The organism is Kineosporia mesophila, assembly GCF_021129235.1.
Lineage (GTDB): Bacteria > Actinomycetota > Actinomycetes > Actinomycetales > Kineosporiaceae > Kineosporia > Kineosporia mesophila.
Genome location: NZ_JAJOMA010000002.1, coordinates 150,107 through 171,105 on the forward strand (window position 1 = coordinate 150,107; position 20,999 = coordinate 171,105).

The following is a 20,999-nucleotide window of genomic DNA, read 5'->3' on the forward strand; positions in this document are numbered from 1 at the left end:
ATCCGGAAGATCCGACAACTCTCCCTTCAAGCTGTCCAAGATCAGCGACATCTGAACCGGGTCACGGACAGATGGCGGGACGGTACGGTCTGTAGGTGATCGCGTCCGAGCTTCCGCCCGTCGCCGTGCTCGCCGTCGTGGCCGCCGGGTTCGGTCTTCTCGTCGGCTCGTTCCTGAACGTGGTGATCATCCGCGTCCCCCAGAACCTTTCCGTGGTGACCCCGCGCAGTGCCTGCCCGACCTGCGGGCGGCCGATCAGCGGCTTCGACAACATCCCGGTGCTGAGCTGGCTGCTGCTGCGGGGGCGCTCGCGGTGCTGCGACGAGCCGATCAGCCTGCGGTACCCGGTGATCGAGGCGGTCACGGCCGGGGCCTTCGCCGCGGTGGCGGCCTGGAAGGGCTGGTCGTGGGAGGTTCCCGCGCTGCTCTTCCTCGCCGCGATCAGCATCGCCCTGGCCGTCATCGACCATGACGTGCACCGGCTGCCGAACGCCCTCGTGCTGCCCTCCTACCCGATCGCGGCGGCTCTGCTGGTCCTCGCGGCGCTCGCCGAGGGGAAGCCCGGTCGGCTGGCCGGCGCGGCGATCGGTGCGGCGGCGCTGTACGCCTTCTACTTCGTGCTGATGTTCATCCATCCGAACGGGATGGGCTTCGGCGATGTGAAACTCGGCGGTGTGCTGGGTCTTTACCTGGGCTTCTACGGCTGGGAGGAGACGGTCGTCGGTGGTTTCGCGGCCTTCGTCATCGGTGCCGTCGTGGGCCTGGCGGCGATCGCCTTCGCCGGTGCGACGCGCAAGAGCATGATCCCGTTCGGCCCGTTCATGCTCGCCGGTGCCTGGCTGGGGCTGGTCCGGGGATACCCGCTGGTCGACTGGTACCTGCGGCTCAACGGCCTGCGCTGAGACGTTCCGGCTCCCTGACGCGAGCGTTCGTGCGTCCCCCATCGGCCGTCACCCAAAGGTGACCCGCACGTATACCTGCCGTTGAGACTCAAGACCGGCTTCACCCCTCCCGATCACGCTTTTGGGCGATCGACGCAACGGACGCGTCCAACCATTAGCACCAGCACCACGCTCCCCACGGGAAGGGACTGACGGCATGGCACGACGCACGGCCATCGGACTGGACATCGGTACCTCGGTCGTCCGCGCCGTGGAGCTGTCCTTCGGACGCGACGGGGTCACGCTGGATCGTTTCGGGCAGGTGGTCCTGCCCGAGGGGGCGGTCCGCGACGGCGAGGTGGTGGACCCCGAGGCAGTCACGGCAGCCATCAAGACCCTCTGGACCGCAACGCGTTTTGGCACGAAGCGAGTGGTGCTCGGGGTCGCCAACCAGCGGGTCATCGTGCGCCAGCTCGATCTGCCCTGGATGGAGCAGAGCGAGTTGCGCAAGACGCTCGCCTTTCACGTGGCCGACTTCCTGCCGATCTCGGTGGAGGACTCGGTGCTGGACTTCTACCCGCTGGAAGAGGTCACCAGCGACGAGGGTGCCCGTCAGTTGCGGGGGCTGCTGGTCGCGGCCCAGCGCGACACCGTGCTGCTCAACGTGCAGTGCGCGGAGAAGGCCGGGCTGCGGGTCGAGAGCGTCGACCTCACCTCGTTCGCCGTCCTGCGCGCGATGGGCCGGCAGACCGACCTGACCGTCGGCACCGAGGCCCTCATCGATGTCGGCGCCCGCGTCACCAACATCGTCGTTCACTCGGCCGGTGTGCCGCGCTTCGTGCGCATCCTGCTGATGGGAGGCCAGGACGTCACCGACGCGGTGTCCGAGCAGCTGGGTGTGCCACTGGACCGGGCCGAGGGCCTCAAGCAGAACTTCGCCCAGTGGGGCTCCGACGACCAGATGACGATGGTGTCCCGGACCGTCGCCACCACCGCACAGGACTTCGTCGACGAGATCCGGGGTTCGCTCGACTACTACGCGGCCTCCTCGCCGGCGCAGCACGTGGAACGAATCGTCATCTCCGGCGGTGGTTCCCGGCTCGAAGGACTGGCCGAGACACTGGCCGCGGGCACCCGGTTACCGGTCGTGCTCGGTGACCCGTTCTGGCCGCTGAAGCTGGGCCGCACCGGGCTGGACGCCGAGCAGATCGAGTTCATCAAGCCGCTCGCCGCGGTCCCGGTCGGGCTCGCGCTGGGGGCGATCTGATGAGCGAGTCCACGACCGAGGTACCACCGGCCGTCGCCACCGGGCCGAAACCCGTCAGCTGGGCGCCGGTCCCGAAGGTCAATCTGCTGCCGGTCGAGATCCTCGAGGACCGCTCGTTCCGGCGCACCCAGCTCGTGCTGATCGGTGTGGTCGTGCTGGTCGTGGGGGCGATCGCGGCCGGTACCGTGATCGAGAAGAGGGCGGTGGACGACGCCCAGGCCGAGGCCGACGCGGCCCAGGGGCGGGTGACCGTGCTCCAGCAGCAACAGTCCGAGTACGCCGAGGTACCGAAGATCTACGCCCAGGTCGAGGCGGCCACGGCGGCCCGGAAGCAGGCCTACGTCGGGGACGCCCCCTGGTACCGGTACCTGCGGGAGCTCGACAAGGCACGGCCCGGCGAGGTGGAGTTCACCAGTGTCGTGATGACCCTGTCGGTGGCCGGCGCGTTGCCGGTGAACCCCCTCACGCCAGTGGCGTCCGCCTCGCTCAGCATCGAGGGAACCAGCCCTGACTACAGGCGGGTCGCGCAGTGGATGGACAACTTCGACGCGGTCCCCGGGCTGCAATCGGCCACCCTGGCGAACGCCGCCCAGCCGGACGAGGACGGCGCGGAGACGACGTTCAGCACGACCGGGGTGGTCGGGGCGAGCGCGCTCTCCGGTCGATATCAGACCGATGACGACCAGCCGGCCACCCAGGATTCGCAGAGCTCCACGTCGTAGCGCGGTGGATCGCTGCCGCACCCCGTTCTCCGTCATCGAGGGATGAGTCGCCTGTCATGTTTGCCAACCGGACCGTCCGATGGTCGCTCGGGGCCGCGGCCCTGTGCCTGGTGCTGATCGCCGCTGCCTGGTTCCTCCTGCTCAGCCCCCGCCGGGCCGACGCCGCAGCGTTGAGTGACCAGGCCGACGCGTCCGACCAGCAGGCCCAGTTACTGCAGATCAAGCTCGCCCAGCTGAAGAGCCAGGCGGCGGATCTACCCCGGCAGAAGGCGAAACTGAAGCAGATCGCCGCCGAGCTGTCACCGGACGCCGACATCCCGAAATACCTGAATGTGCTGCAGGAAACCACTGCGGCGTCCGGCACCGTCCTGACGAGTGTGGCTCCGGGTACGCCGGCGCTGGTGACCCTGAGCGCCGCCGCCGGAACCTCGGCCGCGAGCGGACTCGGCGCTCCCGGGGACCTGGTCTCGATCCCCATGAACATCCAGGTGAAGGGCGACTACCCCGAGCTGACCCAGTGGCTGCAGCAACTCCAGACCAAGGTCAGCCGGTCGTACCTGGTCAACGGCTTCACCCTGACCCCTCCCAACGGCAGCGGGGGGAGCACGACGGAAGAATTGTCCGGGGCATCCATCGACGAGGGCGGTTCATTCGGGTCTGCGGCGACCAGCGAGCCTACCTCGACCTCGAAGGGCCAGGAGGGGGTGACGCCCACGGCGACCGCGACGGTTGCCCCGGGCGCCACTGCCACCGGCAGCGCGAACACATCCACCGGCGGAACCGGCGGAACCGGCGGAACCGGCGGAACCGGCGGAACCGGGGGAACCGGGGGAACCGGGGGAACGACGGACGGGAGCACCACGAGCGATACCCAGTGGACGCTTTCCCTGACCGGCGTGGTCTTCGTCCTCCTGACCGATGACTCCACCCTGGAGAAGGTCCAGGCCGACGCGGCCGCAGCCCAGGCCTCGCTGGCCGGCACCTGGACCGAGGTGACCCCCAGCGCGACCGCGACCTCCCCGGCCGGGGCGACCTCGTCGTCCACTGCTACCACCGCACCGAACAGCAGCGGGACCGGGACCAACTGACCGGCACCACCGACCGGCTTCCCAGGAGCAGCCGCCCGTTTCCGGCCCCGCCGCGGGCTCGTGGGAGTATCACTCCATGCTTCGTTGGCTCACTGCGGGCGAGTCCCATGGCCCCCTGCTGACCGGCGTCCTCGACGGGCTGCCGGCCGGTGTTCAGATCACCACCTCCCAGATCCAGGCCGCTCTGGCCCGGCGCCGGCTGGGCTACGGCCGCGGTGCCCGGATGAAGTTCGAGCAGGACGAGGTGCGGGTGACCGGGGGGCTGCGCCACGGCCTGTCCCAGGGCGGGCCGTTCGCGGTGCAGATCGGCAACACCGAGTGGCCCAGGTGGGAGTCCGTGATGTCGGCCGACCCGCTGGTCACCGAGGTCACCGACGACCCGGACGACAAGCCGCTCGACGGCCAGGGCCGCAGCGCCCCGCTGACCCGGCCCCGGCCGGGCCACGCCGACCTGGCCGGCATGCAGAAGTACGGCTTCGACGACGCCCGCCCGGTGCTGGAGCGCGCCTCCGCCCGCGAGACCGCGGCCCGCGTCGCGCTCGGCCAGGTGGCGGCGAACTTCCTGGAGCAGGCCGCGGGCATCCGGCTGGTCAGCCACACCGTCTCGGTCGGGCCGGTGGGCACGCCCGACGACGCGCCACTGCCCGGCCCGGACGACGTCGAGGCCCTCGACGCCGACCCGATGCGCAGCTTCCACGGCCCCACGAGCGCGGCGATGGTCGCCGAGATCGACGACTGCCGCAAGGCCGGTGACACCCTCGGTGGTGTGGTCGAGGTGCTGGCCTACGGTCTGCCGCCGGGCCTGGGCAGCCACGTGCACTGGGACCGCCGCCTCGACTCCCGGCTGGCCGGGGCCCTGATGGGCATCCAGGCGATCAAGGGCGTCGAGGTCGGCGACGGCTTCCGCACCGCCGCCCGCCGCGGAACGGTCGCGCACGACGAGATCGAGCGCGGCGACGACGGCCTGCTGCGCCGCCGCACCGACCGCGCCGGTGGCGTCGAGGGCGGCATGAGCACGGGCGAGATCCTCAAGGTCCGCGCCGCGATGAAGCCGATCTCCACGGTGCCCCGCGCCCTGGACACGGTCGACGTGGCCACCGGCGAGAAGGCCGTCGCGATCCACCAGCGCTCCGACGTGTGCGCCGTGCCCGCCGCCGGCGTGGTGGCCGAGGCGATGGTGGCGCTGGTGCTGGCCGAGGCCCTGGTCGAGAAGTTCGGCGGCGACAGCGTGCCCGAGACGGCCCGCAACGTGCGCAGCTACCTGGAGTCGATCCCCGAGCTCCAGCGGTCGGACATCCGGTGAACCGTCCGCTCGCCATCCTGATCGGCCCGCCCGGGGCCGGGAAGACGACCGTCGCGCACGCGCTCGCCGAAAGGCTGGGGCTGTCCGTGCGCGACACCGACGAGGACATCGTCGCGAGCACCGGCCGGACCATCGCCGATATTTTCGTCGACGACGGTGAGGCCCACTTCCGCGAGCTCGAGCACGCCGCTGTGGCCCAGGCCCTGGCCGAGCACGTGGGGGTGCTCGCCCTGGGCGGCGGCGCCGTGCTCGACCCGCGCACGCAGGAGGCGCTGACCGGGCACACCGTGATCTTCCTCGACGTGCGCATCACCGATGCCGCGCGGCGGGTCGGCTTCAACCGCGACCGCCCGCTGCTGCTCGGCAACCCCCGCGCCCAGTGGACGATCATGATGGACCACCGCCGGCCGATCTACACGCAGATCGCCACCCACCGCGTCGCCACCGACGGTCTCACCCCCGAAGAGGTGACCGAGGCCGTGCTCTCGGCCCTGGAGCTGAAGGGGAGTGCCGTTGACTGACACCGCCGCGAAGATCACCGTGGGCCGGGACGAGGTGTACGAGGTCACCATCGGGTCCGGCGTGCTGGCGGGCCTGCCCGCCGCCCTCGGCCCGAAGGTCACCCGGGTCGCGATCGTCCACCCGCGCACGCTGCGGGCCCTCGGGCGCACCGTGAACCAGCAGATCACCGACGCGGGCCTGCGTCCTCTGCTGATCGAGGTGCCCGACGGCGAGGCCGCCAAGACCGCCGAGACGCTGACCATGTGCTGGGCGCTGCTCGGGCAGGCCGGGTTCACCCGGTCCGACGCGGTCGTCGGGCTGGGCGGGGGAGCGGTCACCGACCTCGCCGGGTTCGTCGCCGCCAGCTGGCTGCGCGGTGTCGCGGTGGTACAGGTGCCCACCACGCTGCTCGGCATGGTCGACGCCGCGGTCGGGGGCAAGACCGGCATCAACACCGCCGAGGGCAAGAACCTGGTCGGCGCCTTCCACCCCCCGCGCGCCGTGATCTGCGACCTGGACGCGTTGCGCACCCTGCCGCACGCCGACCTGGTGGCCGGTCTGGCCGAGGTGGTGAAGTGCGGCTTCATCGCCGACCCGGCCATCCTCGACCTGGTCGAGCGCGATCCGTCCGCCGCCACGTCGTGGGACTCGGACGTGCTGCGCGAGCTCGTCGAGCGCGCGATCGCGGTCAAGGCGAAGGTCGTCACGAACGACCTGAAGGAGTCGGGGGAACGCGAGTTCCTTAACTACGGGCATACTTTCGCGCACGGGGTGGAGCAGGTCGAGCAGTACACCTGGCGGCACGGCGAGGCCGTCGCGGTCGGGATGATGTACGTCGCCCGCCTCGGTGAACTGGCCGGCCGCACCCCGCCCGAACTCGTCGCCCGGCACAGTGCAGCCCTGGCGAGCCTCGGCCTTCCGCGCACCTACCGCGGCGACCGGTGGCCCGCCCTCCTCACGGCGATGGGTCGCGACAAGAAGAACCGCGGCGACCTCATGCGTTTCATCGTGCTCGACGACCTCGCCGCCCCCGGTCGTCTCGAGGGCCCCGAGCCCGCCCTGCTCGAAGAGGCCTACCGGCTGATCAGCGAGTAGTCACACCAGCTTTCGGCGCCGCCCCGGGCTTCGGTCCGGGGCGGCATCAGTGCTTTTGGACGTCTTCGACTGTTTGGTTTTTCGCCGTATCTTTCGGGATTATCGGGTATTGTGGCCGTGTTGCCGCGAGAACGTCAGAAGGGGGCATCGCGATGACACTGGCCTGGCTGGACGTACTGAAGGCCTACGAAGAGGTCGACGTGCCGCAGGGGTGGCGGCTCTCGCACGTGACGGTGAGCGAGATGCTGATCTATCCGGTACTGGAATCGCCCTACGCGGTGATGGTCGACGAGCTGATCGCGCACTGGCGGCACGCACATCTGGGTGGCGCCTTCCTGCTGGAGCCGGAACTCCCGGTATCGCTGGGCCGGGCCGGCATCTTCGTCCCCGATCTGTGCGTGGTCCATCGGGAGGTCGTGAACGGGAGAACTCTCCGCATCCCGTTGAACGAGTTGCTCCTGGCGGTCGAGATCACGAACACGGGCAGTGCCGTGGCCTCGCGCAACCGGAAACTGCGGGCCTACGCGAAAGGCGGTGTGCCGCAATACCTGCTCATCGACGCGCACGATCCGGGCGGCCCGACGGTCACGCTCCACACCGACCCCGCTGAAGACGGCTACCTGGATTCGGTGCGGGTGCTGTTCGGGGAACCGATCACGCTCCGGGATCCGCTGGCCATGACGATCAGCACCGCGAACTTTCCCGTGCCGGATCCGGACTGAGTCGGCGTGCACATGTCTTCTCCCTGGTGAGAGGAGGGTTTCGCCATGACGATTCCTGTCGAGCGCCCGCACCGCCGGGGCGACGCTGAGTGCCGCACCGTTCCGGGACAGGGCACAGGAGGACTTCCCCTGGTCGAGACAACTGCCGGCCGGAGTGGGCTCGAGCAGGTCCTTCGTATCTGGAACGAACTTGATGTCCCGGAGGGCCTCCGGGTCGTCCAGGTGACCCTGGAAGGTGTTCTGATGACGCTGGCACCCGGCCCGCGCCACCGCAATACGGTTGAAGAGCTCCACCGCGTACTCGTCGCCGCCCTCGAAAAGACGTAGCCGTCGAGGTGACATCACCCGGCAACCCGGACAACGATCGGGAGAGGAAATATCGGGCCTACGCCAGGGGTGGGGTGCAGCAGTGCCTGCTCATCGATCCCGTTCCGAAGAAGGTGAAGACGGCGACGCTGTTCACCCAGCCGGTCGGCGACGAGTACACGAAGTCGGTACGGGTTCTGTACGGCGAATGCCTCACCGTCGAGTACCCCGTCCCGATCGTCATCAACACCCGTGAATTCCCCCTCCACGACGGAGACTGAGCACCCGACTCGGTAATCTCGCCCCCATGACCACCGTCCTCGTCCTCAACGGTCCCAACCTCGGCCGCCTCGGCGTCCGGGAGCCCGACGTCTACGGCAGCGACACCCTCGCCGACCTGGCGAAGGCCTGCGAGGAGCAGGGTGCCGCACTGGGGCTCGAGGTGGAGGTCCGGCAGACCGACGACGAGTCGGAGATGATCGGCTGGCTGCACGGGGCCGTCGACGCGGGGGCCCACGTGGTGCTCAATCCCGCCGCCTTCACGCACTACTCCTACGCGATCCGCGACGCCTGCGCGATGGTGACGAAGGCCGGGCTGACGCTGGTCGAGGTGCACCTGTCCAACCCGGCGGCCCGAGAGGTGTTCCGGCACACCAGTGTGGTGGGAGCGGTGTCGACGGGCACGATCGCCGGTTTCGGCCGGGAGGGCTACCTGCTGGCCCTGCGGGCGGTCGCCGCGCGAGCGTGACCTCGCGCAGAGGCTAGACTTCACCGAACTCCAGACCATCGCGCGGGCGGCACCCCCGGCCCGCGCGTCCGCTTGCAGACGAGAGAGATCCACACGTGGCATCGACGAACGACCTGAAGAACGGCCTGGTGCTGAACCTCGACGGGCAGCTCTGGGCCGTCGTCGAGTTCCAGCACGTGAAGCCCGGCAAGGGGCCCGCCTTCGTGCGCACCAAGCTGAAGCACGTGCTGAACGGCAAGGTCGTCGACAAGACGTTCAACGCGGGCACGAAGGTCGAGACGGCTAACGTCGACAAGCGCGACATGCAGTACCTGTACAAGGACGGCGAAGACTTCGTCTTCATGGACAACGACACGTACGACCAGCTGTACGTCCCGGGGGCCACGGTCGGCGACGCGGCGAACTTCATGCTGGAGAGCGATCAGGCCGTGGTCGCGACGCACGACGGCACCCCGCTCTACGTCGAGCTCCCGACCTCGGTCGAGCTGCTCATCAGCTACACCGAGCCGGGCCTGCAGGGCGACCGCTCCACGGGCGGCACCAAGCCGGCCACCCTGGAGACCGGGGCCGAGATCCAGGTCCCGCTCTTCGTCGTGACCGGCACCAAGGTCAAGGTGGACACCCGCTCGGGTGACTACCTCGGTCGCGTCAACTGACCGCCGTCACAACAGCCGGAAGCGAGCAGCACAAGCGCATGGGAGCACGGAGCAAGGCCCGGAAGCGGGCTCTCGACATCCTGTTCGAGGCCGACGTCCGCGGGGACGACCCGCTGACGATCATGGCCGGCCGGAAGGACGACGAGGATCCGAACCGGGCGCTCCCGGAGTACACGGTGGAGCTGGTCCAGGGCGTGACCGCGCAGACCGAACGCATCGACGAGCTGCTCTCGACGTACTCGCACGGCTGGACCGTCGACCGCATGCCCGCGGTCGACCGCGCCGTGCTCCGGCTGGGCACCTGGGAACTGCTCTACAACGACGACGTGCCCGACGCGGTCGCGATCGACGAGGCGGTCGAGCTGGCGCGCACGCTGTCCACCGACGACTCGCCGAACTTCGTCAACGGCCTGCTGGCCCGCCTGCTCGAGGTCAAGACGTCGTCCTCCTGAGTTGCACCCGTCCGCCCTGTCGCAGCGTCATCACCGGTTACGCCGATCAGGCGTTTCTGGGGCAGCACGGAGAGAAACGCGCACACAGAGACATCATTCCTGCCCAGGACCTCTGTAGCGTGTCACCTCCACTGCCGATGGGGCCGGTACCTGGCTCCTGTCGGTGTCAGGGTCGGTGCTCGTCTGGTGCGGAGGGGGCGCGATGGATTCGTCCGACGGCCTGCGCGCCGGTGCTACCACGCACCGGCACCCGGACGAGGCGGTGCGCCTCGGTGAGCTGCTGTCCTCGTCCGTCGCCGCGCTCGACAACGGCCGCTGCGAGCGGGGCATCGACCTCTCGCGGGAGGCGATCACGCTGTCGGGCCGGCTCGGCGACCGGCGGGCCGAGGCCGCCGCTCTGGGGCTGCTGGCCCGGCACCTGAGCCGGGCCGGCGACAACGAGCGCTGCAGCGACGTCTGTGACCAGGCCGCCCAGGCCCTGCGGGCGCTGAACGACGAGACCGGGCTCGGCGAGATCCTCGTCGTGCAGGCCCTGGCGCTCAACGAGCTGGGGCTCTCCGAAGAGGCGCTGAACCGCCTGGCCGTCGCCCGCGAGGTGGCCGCCCGGCTGAACGACCGGCAGCTGCTGTTCTGGGTGCTCAACCGGATCGCGGTGGTGCACTCGGGCATGCAGGACTTCGCCCGGGCCAAGGAGTTCCAGCTCCGGGCCCTGGAACTGGCGTCCAGCCTGAACGTCGACGCCCGGTTCTGCATCGTCAACAACATCGCGGACAACTCGATCGGGCTGTACCGGCGGCTGCTGGCCGACGGCGGCGCGGGCACCGCCGAGGCCGCGACGGCGCTGCGCGAGGGTCTCGACCACTCGGTGCGGGCCCTCGAGCTGTCGCAGCACCCCACCTCCGGCACGCCCTACCGGCAGTCGCTGGCCTGGGACAACCACGGCATGCTGCTGGCGCTGTCGGGTGACACGCGGGCCGGTCTGGCCGCCATCCTGCAGGCCCGGCGCATCGCTGTGGAGCACGGCTTCCAGTCCATGGAGGTCGCCACGCTGCACCACGGCGCCTTCGTACAGCTGGAGCGGGGCGACGCCGCGCAGGCGGTCGGCGAGCTCACGGTCGCGCTGGCGCGGGCCACGGCGATGGGCGAGCTGGCCACCCGGATGGAGATCGCCCAGGAGCTGTCCCGCGCGCTCGAGGCGACCGGGCAGTTCGAGAAGGCGCTGCACCACTACAAGGAGTTCACGGCGCTGGAGCGCCAGGTGAGTTCCGCCGTCGCCGCCACCCGGGCCCGGCGCCTGGAGCAGCTCGTCGAGGTGGACCACGCCCGGCTCGACGCCGCGGACGCCCGCACCGAGTCGCAGCTGTACCGCGAGCGCAGCCGGGCCCTCGAGATGGAGATCCAGGCGCTCGAGCGGCTCGCCGCCGACCTGGACCGGCGGGCCAACGCGGACTCGCTGACCGGGCTGTCCAACCGGCACCACATCGAGCACGAACTGCCCCGGCTGATCGACGAGGCGGCGGCGCAGGGCCGTCCGCTGAGCCTGGCGGTCGTCGACATCGACCACTTCAAGCACGTCAACGACACCTGGGGTCATTCCGTGGGGGACGAGGTGCTGGTGGCCCTGGCGGCGCTGCTGCAGCGCTCCAGCCGCGGCGGTGACCTGGTCGGGCGGCTGGGCGGCGAGGAGTTCCTGATCGCCCTGACGGACCTCACCGAGCAGTCGGCGGTGGACGTGTGCCAGCGAGTGCGACGCAGTGTGCAGGACCACGACTGGTCCGTGGTTCGGCCGGGGCTGCGCGTCACGATCAGTATCGGGGTGTGCGACCTGGTGGTCGGTGACGATGTGCGGGCCCTGATCGACCGGGCCGACGAGCGGCTCTACCGGGCCAAGCGGGCCGGTCGCAACCGCGTCGAGTCGTATCCGGGCCGGGTGGGGAAGGAAGCCTCCTAGGAGGCCCCTGGAGTGCCCTCAGAGGCTGCTTGAGGACGATGTGGTGCGCGGGGATGCCCGGTCGCCTTTGCGGGCCCCTGGGCCCCGGACCGGGAAGGCCCGAAAGCGTGATGTGACGGTGCCAGCCGCTCCTAGGTCCTCTCACGGACCAGGGGCTGCTCGCACCGCCACATCATTGGTGGTTCGGGTGGAACCTAGGTGGAACGGTTGGGTCGAGGACGCCGGCCGCCCCGGCGTCCTCTGCGGTGGAACTCCGCCCCTCCCTCACTCAGGGCGGAGGTGGTGCCGTGGGCAGCGTTCCCAGGGTTCCTGGATCAGTCTTCCTGGGCGACCGCGCGGCGGGCGTCCGCGTTGAGGACCCCCCACGTGATCAGCTGCTCGGCCAGTACGGCCGGCGGAACGTCGTAGATCACCGCGAGCGTGCGCAGGTCATCGGTCCGGATCGAGAGGACCTTGCCGTTGTAGTCGCCGCGCTGACCCTGGATCGTCGCCGCGTAACGGGCCAGGGGGCCCGCCTTCTCCGCCGGGACGGACTGCAGCCGCTCGAGGTCGAGCACGAGCTTCGGCGGGGGTTCACTGCTCCCCGTCGGAGCCGCGTCAGGCAACAGGGCCTGGACCGGGACGCCGTAGAAATCAGCGAGCTCCGCGAGCCGCTGAACCGTGACCGCCCGGTCGCCGCGCTCGTACGATCCGACCACGACCGCCTTCCAGCGACCTTCGGACTTCTCTTCCACCCCATGAAGGGACAGCCCCTGCTGGGTGCGGATCCCACGCAGGCGGGCGCCGAGCGCCCTGGCGTAATCAGATGCCATGCCGATGATAGTCACGGAGAGTCACTGACTCCGTCAAGTCACATTGGGAAAGTTTTCGAAGGAATTCGCCACTCGGCGTAGGCGAAGAGGGTCCGAGCTACACGGCCGGTCACCGGCTGGTAGCCTCCGGGGGCCGAAAGGCGCTCCAAAACGCCATCAGCGACCAGTCCTTTAACGATCCGTCCCGTGAGGCGGAGAAGGAGGGGGTCGACACATGTCGCCCGCACGCCCTGCCCAGAGCTCACCCAGCGCACCGGAAGATCCACCCGTCGTGAACGACGGGGTGGAGGTCGTCCGGGCCGTCCTGGAACCCGCCGAGATCAGCCGCGCCCTGTCCCGCATCGCCCACGAGGTGCTGGAGCGGAACAAGGGTGCCGAGCACCTCGTCCTCCTGGGGATCCCCACCCGAGGTGTGACCCTCGCCCACCGTCTCGCCGCGCGCCTGGCCTCGATCGAGGGCACCGAGGTCCCGGTGGGCACCCTCGACGTCACCATGCACCGCGACGACCTGCGCCGGCAGGCCTTCCGCACGATCGCGCGCACCGACCTGCCCGAGGGCGGCATCGACGACCAGATCGTGGTGCTGGTGGACGACGTGCTCTACTCCGGCCGCACGATCCGCGCCGCCCTGGACGCGCTGTCCGAGTTCGGCCGCCCGCGCGCCGTGCGCCTGGCCGTGCTGGTCGACCGGGGCCACCGCGAGCTGCCGATCCGCGCCGACCATGTGGGTAAGAACCTGCCCACGTCCACGCTGGAACGCGTGCGGGTGCGGCTGAGCGAGGTCGACGGGGGAGAGGACGTCGTGAGCATCACCGGAGGTGTGGCCAAGTGAGGCACCTGCTCTCCACCGCCGATCTGTCGCAGGCCGAGGCCATCCAGATCCTCGACGTCGCCGACCAGATGGCGGCCACGCAGAAGCGCGAGATCAAGAAGCTGCCGACCCTGCGCGGCCGCACCGTGGTGAATCTCTTCTACGAGGACTCCACGCGCACCCGGATCTCGTTCGAGGCCGCGGCCAAGCGCCTGTCGGCCGATGTGATCAATTTCTCGGCGAAGGGATCGAGTGTCTCCAAGGGCGAGAGCCTCAAGGACACGGCCCTGACCCTGAAGGCCATGGGGGCCGACGCGGTCGTCGTCCGCCATTCGGTCTCCGGGGCACCGCACCGGCTGGCCCACGCGGGCTGGATCGACGGCACCATCGTCAACGCCGGCGACGGCACGCACGAGCACCCCACCCAGGCCCTCCTGGACGCCTACACGCTGCGCCAGCGGCTGGTGCCCGACGCGATCGGCGCCGACCTCAAGGGCAAGCGGGTCGCGATCGTCGGCGACGTGCTGCACAGCCGGGTGGCGCGCTCGAACGTGACCCTGCTGAACACCCTGGGCGCCGAGGTGGTGCTGGTCACGCCACCGACGTTGCTACCGGTGGGGATCGATCACTGGCCGTGCACGACCTCGTACGATCTGGACGACGTGGTGAACGGTGGCCACGGCGACCTGGACGCGGTGATGATGCTGCGGGTGCAGCGGGAGCGCATGCACGACGCGTTCTTCCCCAGCGCCCGCGAGTACTCCCGCCGCTACGGGCTCGACGCCCGCCGGATGAACCGGCTGCCCGAGGGCGCGCTGGTCATGCACCCCGGGCCGATGAACCGCGGCCTGGAGATCACCGCCGAGGCGGCGGACTCGCCGCGCTCCACCATCGTCGAGCAGGTGGCCAACGGGGTCGCCGTGCGGATGGCCGTTCTCTACCTGCTCCTGTCCGGGCAGGCCGAAGGAAAGGACGCCTGATGGGCTCCTACGTGATCAAGGGCGCCCGTCCGCTGGGCGGTCCGGCGACCGACATCCTGATCGAGGACGGTCTGGTCACCCAGGTCGGCCCCGTCACCGCGAGCGGTGCCCAGGTGATCGACGCGGACGGGCTGATCGCCCTGCCGGGTCTGGTCGACCTGCACACCCACCTGCGCGAACCCGGCCGGGAAGACGCCGAGACGGTCGAGACCGGCACCCGGGCCGCCGCGATGGGCGGCTGGACGGCCGTGCACGCCATGGCCAACACCGATCCGGTGGCCGACACCGCCGGCGTGGTCGAGCAGGTCTGGCGGCTGGGCCGCGAGTACGGCTGGGTCGACGTCCGCCCGGTCGGCGCGGTCACCGTCGGACTGGCCGGTGAGCGCCTGGCCGAGCTCGGCGCGATGGCCGACTCCGCCGCCGGCGTGCGGGTGTTCTCCGACGACGGCCACTGCGTCTGGGACCCGGTACTGATGCGCCGCGCCCTGGAGTACGTGAAGGCCTTCGACGGGGTCGTCGCCCAGCACGCCCAGGAACCGCGCCTGACCGAGGGCGCGCAGATGCACGAGGGGTCGGTGTCGGCCGAGCTCGGCCTGACCGGCTGGCCGGCCGTCGCCGAGGAGGCGATCATCGCCCGCGACGTGCTGCTGGCCGGGCACGTCGGCTCCCGCCTGCACGTCTGCCACGTCTCCACCGCCGGGTCGGTCGAGATCCTGCGCTGGGCCAAGGGCCGCGGCATCGACGTCACGGCCGAGGTCACGCCGCACCACCTGCTGCTGACCGACGAGCTGGTGCGCAGCTACGACCCGGTGTTCAAGGTCAACCCGCCGCTGCGCACCGCCGCCGACGTCCAGGCCGTGCGCGAGGCCCTGGCCGACGGCACGATCGACATCGTCGCCACCGACCACGCCCCGCACCCGGTCGAGGCCAAGGACTGCGAGTGGGGCGTCGCCTCGATGGGCATGACCGGCCTGGAGACCGCGCTGTCGATCGTGCAGGAGGCCATGGTCGACACCGGCCTGCTGACCTGGGACCAGGTCGCGGACCGGATGTCGGTCAAGCCCGCCCGGATCGGTCGGGTCGCGAGCCAGGGCCGCCCGATCGCGGCCGGCGAGCCCGCCCACCTGACCCTGGTCGACCCCACCGCCCGGTGGGAATGCGATCCTGCAACCCAGGCCACGATGGGCCGTAACTCTCCGGTGCGGGGCCGGACGATGCACGGTCGTGTCGTGGCGACCATCTACGCGGGACGCCCGACCGTTCTGGACGGCGTCCTCAACGAGGCTCTTTCGGAGGTGCCGCTGTGACATCCGTCCCCGCAGTCCTCGTGCTCGAGGACGGGACCAGCTGGCGCGGACGCGCCTACGGTGCCGTCGGCAGCACGGTCGGCGAGGCGGTGTTCTCCACCGGGATGACCGGTTACCAGGAGACGCTGACCGACCCGTCGTACCACCGCCAGGTGGTCGTCATGACCGCGCCGCACATCGGGAACACCGGTGTCAACGACGAGGACAACGAGTCCTCGAAGATCTGGGTGGCCGGGTACGTCGTCCGTGACCCCGCGCGCCGTTCCTCGAACTGGCGCGCGCAGCGCGAGCTGCCCGGCGAGCTGTCCGCGCAGGGGGTCGTGGGCATCTCCCACGTCGACACCCGCGCCATCACGCGTCACCTGCGCGAGCGGGGCGCGATGCGGGTCGGGATCTTCTCGGGCCCCGACCTGCCCGCCGACGACGCCCTGCTCCAGCAGGTGCGTCAGGCCCCGGAGATGAGCGGCGCCTCGCTGGCCGACCAGGTCAGCACCGCCGAGCGCTACGTGGTGCCGGCCGTCGGCGACAGGCGGTTCACCGTGGCCGCGATCGACCTCGGCATCAAGGCGATGACGCCGCACCGGATGTCGCAGCGCGGCATCGAGACCCACGTGCTGCCCTCGACCGCCACCCTGGACGACGTGCTCGCCGCGAACCCCGACGGCGTGTTCTTCTCCAACGGCCCGGGCGACCCCTCGACCATGCAGGAGCAGATCGGCCTGCTGAAAGAGGTGCTGGACCGGCGGATCCCGTTCTTCGGCATCTGCTTCGGCAACCAGATCCTGGGCCACGCCCTCGACCTGGGCACCTACAAGCTGGGCTACGGCCACCGCGGCATCAATCAGCCGGTGATGGACCGCACCACCGGCCGGGTCGAGGTCACCGCGCACAACCACGGTTTCGCCGTCGACGCGCCCCGGGACGGCACCTTCGCCACCCCGTTCGGGTCGGCGCAGGTGAGCCATGTCTGCCTCAACGACGACGTCGTCGAAGGTCTCAATCTTGTTGACGGGCCTGCATTCTCGGTGCAGTACCACCCCGAGGCGGCAGCCGGCCCGCACGATGCGGGCTACCTGTTCGACCGTTTCGCCGATCTGATGGGGGAGCACAGCGCCGATGCCCAGAAGAACTGATCTCTCCAGCGTCCTCGTCATCGGCTCCGGACCGATCGTCATCGGCCAGGCCTGCGAGTTCGACTACTCCGGCACCCAGGCCTGCCGGGTGCTGCGCGAGGAGGGCCTGCGGGTCGTCCTGGTGAACTCCAACCCGGCCACGATCATGACCGACCCGGAGTTCGCCGACGCCACCTACGTGGAGCCGATCACCCCCGAGGTGATCGAGGCGATCATCGCCAAGGAGCGTCCCGACGCCCTGCTCGCCACCCTGGGCGGCCAGACCGCGCTGAACGCCGCGATGGCCCTGCACGCGGCCGGCGTCCTGGAGAAGTACAACGTCGAGCTGATCGGCGCCAACGTCGCGGCGATCGAGGCCGGTGAGGACCGTCAGCTGTTCAAGGGCGTCGTCGACCGGGTGCGTGAGAACCACGGCCTGGACGCCACGGTGTCGCGCAGCTTCGTCTGCCACACCATGGACGACTGCGTCGCCGCGACCGGCGAGCTCGGCTACCCGGTCGTGGTGCGCCCCAGCTTCACCATGGGCGGCCTCGGCTCCGGCATCGCCTACGACCGCACCGACCTGGACCGGATCGCCGGCGCCGGCCTGCACTACTCGCCGACCACCGAGGTACTGATCGAGGAGTCGATCATCGGGTGGAAGGAGTACGAGCTCGAGCTGATGCGCGACCACAACGACAACGTGGTGGTCGTCTGCTCGATCGAGAACCTCGACCCGATGGGCGTCCACACCGGTGATTCGATCACCGTCGCGCCCGCCCTCACCCTGACCGACCGCGAGTACCAGAAGCTGCGCGACATCAGCATCGCGGTCATCCGTGAGGTCGGCGTGGACACCGGCGGCTGCAACATCCAGTTCGCGGTGAACCCCGCCGACGGCCGCGTGGTCGTCATCGAGATGAACCCGCGGGTCTCGCGCTCCTCGGCCCTGGCGTCCAAGGCCACCGGCTTCCCGATCGCCAAGATCGCGGCCCGCCTGGCCGTCGGGTACTCGCTCGACGAGATCCCGAACGACATCACCGAGAAGACCCCGGCCAGCTTCGAGCCCAGCCTCGACTACGTCGTGGTCAAGGTGCCCCGGTTCGCCTTCGAGAAGTTCCCGGCGGCCGACCCGACGCTGACCACCACGATGAAGTCGGTCGGCGAGGCCATGGCCATCGGCCGGAACTTCACCGAGGCCCTGCAGAAGGCGCTGCGCTCGCTGGAGAAGAAGGGCGCGGCGTTCCACTGGGACGGCCCGGTCCCGGCCCTGGAGCCGCTGCTCGAGCAGATGAAGATGCCCACGGAGGACCGGCTGCTGAAGGTGCAGCAGGCGATCCGGGCCGGTGCGAGCATCGAGCAGCTGTTCGAGGCCACGAAGATCGACCCGTGGTTCCTCGACCAGCTGATGCTGATCCAGGAGATCGCCCTGTCGGTGTCGCAGGCCGAGGCGCTCACGCCCGACCTGCTGCGCGAGGCCAAGCGGCACGGCTTCTCCGACGTCCAGCTGGCCGCCCTGACCGGGATGGCGCAGGACGTCGTGCGCGGCGTGCGGCACGCGCTGGGGGTGCGGCCGATCTACAAGACGGTCGACACCTGCGCGGCCGAGTTCGCCGCCAGCACGCCGTACTACTACTCCAGTTACGACGAGGAGGACGAGGTCACCGCGTCCGACCGGCGCAAGGTGATCATCCTCGGCTCCGGCCCGAACCGGATCGGCCAGGGCGTCGAGTTCGACTACTCCTGCGTGCACGCCTCGTTCGCGCTGCGCGAGGCCGGGTACGAGACCATCATGGTCAACTGCAACCCGGAGACGGTCTCCACCGACTACGACACCTCCGACCGGCTCTACTTCGAGCCGCTGACCCTCGAGGACGTCCTCGAGATCGTCCACGCGGAGCGCCGTTCCGGTGAGCTCGTCGGTGTGATCGTGCAGCTCGGCGGCCAGACCCCGCTGGGTCTGGCAGCAGCGCTCAAGGCCAACGGGGTGCCGATCGTCGGCACCAGCCCGGAGGCCATCGACCTGGCCGAGGACCGGGGCCTGTTCGGTGAGGTGCTGGCCGACGCCGGCCTGCTCGCGCCGAAGCACGGCACCGCCATCAGCTTCCCCCGCGCCAAGCAGATCGCCGACGGCATCGGCTACCCGGTGCTCGTGCGTCCCTCGTACGTGCTCGGCGGGCGGGGCATGGAGATCGTCTACGACGAGACCCAGCTGGCCGACTACCTCGAGCGCGCCACCGAGATCGGCCCGGGCCGCCCGGTCCTGGTCGACCGGTTCCTCGACGACGCCATCGAGATCGATGTCGACGCGCTGTTCGACGGCGACGAGATGTACCTGGGCGGCGTGATGGAGCACATCGAGGAGGCCGGCATCCACTCCGGCGACTCGGCCTGTGTGCTGCCGCCCGTGACCCTCGGACAGCGCGACATCGAGCGGGTCCGGGAATCCACCTTCGCGATCGCGAAGGGCGTCGGCGTGCGGGGACTCCTGAACGTCCAGTTCGCCCTGGCCGCCGGCGTCCTCTATGTGCTCGAGGCCAACCCGCGGGCCAGCCGCACGGCGCCGTTCGTGTCCAAGGCCACCGCGGTGCCGCTGGCCAAGGCCGCGGCGCGGATCATGCTCGGCGCGACCGTCGCCGACCTGCGCGCCGAGGGCATGCTCCCGGCCCAGGGCGACGGCGGCACGATGCCGGCCGAGTCACCGGTGTCGGTGAAGGAGGCCGTGCTGCCCTTCAAGCGGTTCCGCACCGCCGAGGGCAAGATCGTCGACACCCTGCTCTCGCCGGAGATGCGCTCCACCGGTGAGGTCATGGGCATCGACACCGACTTTCCGCACGCGTTCGCCAAGTCCCAGTCGGCGGCGTTCGGCGGTCTTCCCGACACCGGCACGGTGTTCGTGTCGGTCGCCGACGTGGACAAGCGGGCGATGATCTTCCCGGTCAAGCGCCTGGTCGACCTCGGTTTCACCGTCCTGGCCACCGACGGCACCGCGGACGTGCTGCGCCGCAACGGCATCGCCTCCACCCGCGTCCGCAAACTCGGTCTGGGCAGCGGCTCCACGGGGGAGCAGACGATCGTGGACATGATCGCCGCGGGCGAGGTGGACATGGTGGTCAACACCCCGTCCGGCCCGGCCGCGCGCATGGACGGTTACGAGATCCGGGCCACCACCACGGCCGTGGACAAGCCGATCATCACGACCATCCAGCAGTTCTCGGCCGCCGTGCAGGCGATCGAGGCGGCGCGCAACGAGCCGGTCCGGGTGGCGTCGCTCCAGGAGCACGCCGCGCGTCTGGGTGAGTTGCGCGCGGAGCAGCAGCTGTGACCTCGTCGCCGGCTGTTTCCTTCGGGTCGAGATTGAGGACGTCGGTCGGCTCGCGGGGGGCTCTGTGTGTCGGGATCGACCCGCACCCGGCGCTGCTGGCGCAGTGGGGTCTGTCCGACGACGTGGCCGGGCTCGAGCGTTTCACCCTGACCGTGGTGGAGGCCCTGGCCGACCGGGTCGCGGTGATCAAGCCGCAGGCCGCGTTCTTCGAGCGGTTCGGCTCGGCCGGCGTGGCGGTGCTGGAGAGGGCCCTGGTGGGCATCCGGGACGGCGGTGCGCTGAGCATCGTCGACGCCAAGCGCGGCGACATCGGATCGACCATGGCCGCCTACGCCGACGCGTTCGCGGGGCCGGGCTCGCCGCTGGCCGGTGACGCGGTGACGGTCTCGCCGTTCCTCGGATTCGGCTCGCTGCGGCCACTTCTCGACCTGGCCGCGGCCAGCGGCACGGGGGTGTTCGTGCTGGCCCTGACCTCCAACCCGGAGGGCGGGCAGGTGCAGCACGCCCGGCAGCCGGACGGGAAGACCGTGGCGCAGACCGTGATCGACGCGGTGGCCGCGGAGAACGCCGGGGCCTCGCCGACCGGTTCCGTCGGGGTCGTGGTCGGCGCGACGGTCACCGGAGTGGGCCGCGAGCACGACCTCTCGGCGATCAACGGCCCGATCCTGGCCCCCGGTATCGGGGCTCAGGGGGCCACGCCGGACGACCTGCGCGCAGTGTTCGGCGCGGCCCGGGACCAGGTGCTGCCCAACTCCTCGCGCGAGGTGCTGGGCGCGGGGCCGGGTGTGGCGGGGCTGCGGGAGGCCGCCGCCCGGTCGGTGGACGCCGTGGAGAAGGCCCTGCGGGCCTGACCCCCCGCTGACCCTGTACTGATCGACCGGAACGCCCGGTCGCCGGATCTTTCCGGCGGCCGGGCGTTTCTGTGTCCGGTTCGTGGCGGGAGGTCCGGGAACGGGACTT

21 protein-coding genes are annotated in these 20,999 nt (G+C 70.3%); 20 read left to right on the forward strand and 1 reads right to left on the reverse strand.

The window, feature by feature from the left end:
* Nucleotides 1-95 precede the first annotated feature (95 nt).
* The 14 genes from LR393_RS36160 to LR393_RS03815 all read left to right on the forward strand — a co-directional run bounded on the left by LR393_RS36160 (nucleotide 96) and on the right by LR393_RS03815 (nucleotide 11,692).
* On the forward strand, nucleotides 96-902 hold the full coding sequence (locus LR393_RS36160) for a prepilin peptidase (RefSeq protein ID WP_231481560.1): 807 nt from the start codon (nucleotides 96-98) through the stop codon (nucleotides 900-902).
* A gap of 196 nt (nucleotides 903-1,098) precedes the next feature.
* Nucleotides 1,099-2,148: a type IV pilus assembly protein PilM gene (pilM, locus tag LR393_RS03755; protein ID WP_231481561.1), complete on the forward strand. Its 1,050-nt coding sequence runs from the start codon at nucleotides 1,099-1,101 to the stop codon at nucleotides 2,146-2,148.
* A complete protein-coding gene (locus LR393_RS03760; RefSeq protein ID WP_231481562.1) occupies nucleotides 2,148-2,870 on the forward strand; it encodes a PilN domain-containing protein in 723 nt (240 codons plus the stop codon). Before pilM ends, LR393_RS03760 begins: the two co-directional genes overlap by 1 nt.
* 56 nt (nucleotides 2,871-2,926) lie before the next feature.
* Entirely contained in the window at nucleotides 2,927-3,958 is a 1,032-nt protein-coding gene (locus LR393_RS03765; RefSeq protein WP_231481563.1) for a hypothetical protein, read from the forward strand.
* A 76-nt stretch (nucleotides 3,959-4,034) separates the two neighbouring features.
* Entirely contained in the window at nucleotides 4,035-5,261 is a 1,227-nt protein-coding gene (gene aroC, locus LR393_RS03770; protein WP_231481564.1) for a chorismate synthase, read from the forward strand.
* Nucleotides 5,258-5,782, forward strand: coding sequence for a shikimate kinase (locus tag LR393_RS03775; RefSeq protein WP_231481565.1), 525 nt, complete (start codon nucleotides 5,258-5,260; stop codon nucleotides 5,780-5,782). Before aroC ends, LR393_RS03775 begins: the two co-directional genes overlap by 4 nt.
* Complete coding sequence (gene aroB / locus LR393_RS03780) at nucleotides 5,775-6,857, forward strand: 3-dehydroquinate synthase (protein WP_231481566.1); 1,083 nt, start codon at nucleotides 5,775-5,777, stop codon at nucleotides 6,855-6,857. Before LR393_RS03775 ends, aroB begins: the two co-directional genes overlap by 8 nt.
* A gap of 152 nt (nucleotides 6,858-7,009) precedes the next feature.
* A complete protein-coding gene (locus LR393_RS03785) occupies nucleotides 7,010-7,579 on the forward strand; it encodes a Uma2 family endonuclease (RefSeq protein WP_231481567.1) in 570 nt (189 codons plus the stop codon).
* 45 nt (nucleotides 7,580-7,624) lie between these two features.
* Complete coding sequence (locus tag LR393_RS03790; protein WP_231481568.1) at nucleotides 7,625-7,906, forward strand: hypothetical protein; 282 nt, start codon at nucleotides 7,625-7,627, stop codon at nucleotides 7,904-7,906.
* A gap of 8 nt (nucleotides 7,907-7,914) precedes the next feature.
* Complete coding sequence (locus tag LR393_RS03795; RefSeq protein WP_231481569.1) at nucleotides 7,915-8,166, forward strand: Uma2 family endonuclease; 252 nt, start codon at nucleotides 7,915-7,917, stop codon at nucleotides 8,164-8,166.
* A gap of 26 nt (nucleotides 8,167-8,192) precedes the next feature.
* On the forward strand, nucleotides 8,193-8,633 hold the full coding sequence (locus LR393_RS03800) for a type II 3-dehydroquinate dehydratase (protein WP_231481570.1): 441 nt from the start codon (nucleotides 8,193-8,195) through the stop codon (nucleotides 8,631-8,633).
* Between the two features lie 95 nt (nucleotides 8,634-8,728).
* The gene (efp, locus tag LR393_RS03805; protein ID WP_231481571.1) at nucleotides 8,729-9,289 is read left to right on the forward strand and encodes an elongation factor P; all 561 of its coding nucleotides are present in this window, start codon (nucleotides 8,729-8,731) and stop codon (nucleotides 9,287-9,289) included.
* Between the two features lie 38 nt (nucleotides 9,290-9,327).
* Nucleotides 9,328-9,741: a transcription antitermination factor NusB gene (nusB, locus tag LR393_RS03810; RefSeq protein ID WP_231481572.1), complete on the forward strand. Its 414-nt coding sequence runs from the start codon at nucleotides 9,328-9,330 to the stop codon at nucleotides 9,739-9,741.
* Nucleotides 9,742-9,943: 202 nt separating this feature from the next.
* Entirely contained in the window at nucleotides 9,944-11,692 is a 1,749-nt protein-coding gene (locus LR393_RS03815) for a GGDEF domain-containing protein (RefSeq protein WP_231481573.1), read from the forward strand.
* Between the two features lie 314 nt (nucleotides 11,693-12,006).
* Here the strand turns inward: LR393_RS03815 and bldD are convergent, their stop codons facing one another.
* Entirely contained in the window at nucleotides 12,007-12,504 is a 498-nt protein-coding gene (bldD, locus tag LR393_RS03820; RefSeq protein WP_231449190.1) for a transcriptional regulator BldD, read from the reverse strand.
* A 214-nt stretch (nucleotides 12,505-12,718) separates the two neighbouring features.
* Between bldD and pyrR the strand changes: the two genes are divergently transcribed.
* Genes pyrR through pyrF form a run of 6 tightly spaced genes read left to right on the forward strand, consistent with a single transcriptional unit; the run spans nucleotide 12,719 to nucleotide 20,890 of the window.
* Complete coding sequence (gene pyrR, locus LR393_RS03825) at nucleotides 12,719-13,336, forward strand: bifunctional pyr operon transcriptional regulator/uracil phosphoribosyltransferase PyrR (protein WP_231481574.1); 618 nt, start codon at nucleotides 12,719-12,721, stop codon at nucleotides 13,334-13,336.
* Nucleotides 13,333-14,295, forward strand: coding sequence for an aspartate carbamoyltransferase catalytic subunit (locus tag LR393_RS03830; protein WP_231481575.1), 963 nt, complete (start codon nucleotides 13,333-13,335; stop codon nucleotides 14,293-14,295). The genes pyrR and LR393_RS03830 overlap by 4 nt, the downstream gene beginning before the upstream one ends.
* Nucleotides 14,295-15,602, forward strand: a complete 1,308-nt coding sequence (locus LR393_RS03835; protein WP_231481576.1) for a dihydroorotase — start codon at nucleotides 14,295-14,297, stop codon at nucleotides 15,600-15,602. The genes LR393_RS03830 and LR393_RS03835 overlap by 1 nt, the downstream gene beginning before the upstream one ends.
* Nucleotides 15,599-16,735: a glutamine-hydrolyzing carbamoyl-phosphate synthase small subunit gene (gene carA / locus LR393_RS03840; protein ID WP_231481577.1), complete on the forward strand. Its 1,137-nt coding sequence runs from the start codon at nucleotides 15,599-15,601 to the stop codon at nucleotides 16,733-16,735. Before LR393_RS03835 ends, carA begins: the two co-directional genes overlap by 4 nt.
* A complete protein-coding gene (carB, locus tag LR393_RS03845) occupies nucleotides 16,719-20,039 on the forward strand; it encodes a carbamoyl-phosphate synthase large subunit (protein ID WP_231481578.1) in 3,321 nt (1,106 codons plus the stop codon). The genes carA and carB overlap by 17 nt, the downstream gene beginning before the upstream one ends.
* A complete protein-coding gene (gene pyrF / locus LR393_RS03850) occupies nucleotides 20,036-20,890 on the forward strand; it encodes an orotidine-5'-phosphate decarboxylase (RefSeq protein ID WP_231481579.1) in 855 nt (284 codons plus the stop codon). Before carB ends, pyrF begins: the two co-directional genes overlap by 4 nt.
* Nucleotides 20,891-20,999 lie beyond the last annotated feature (109 nt).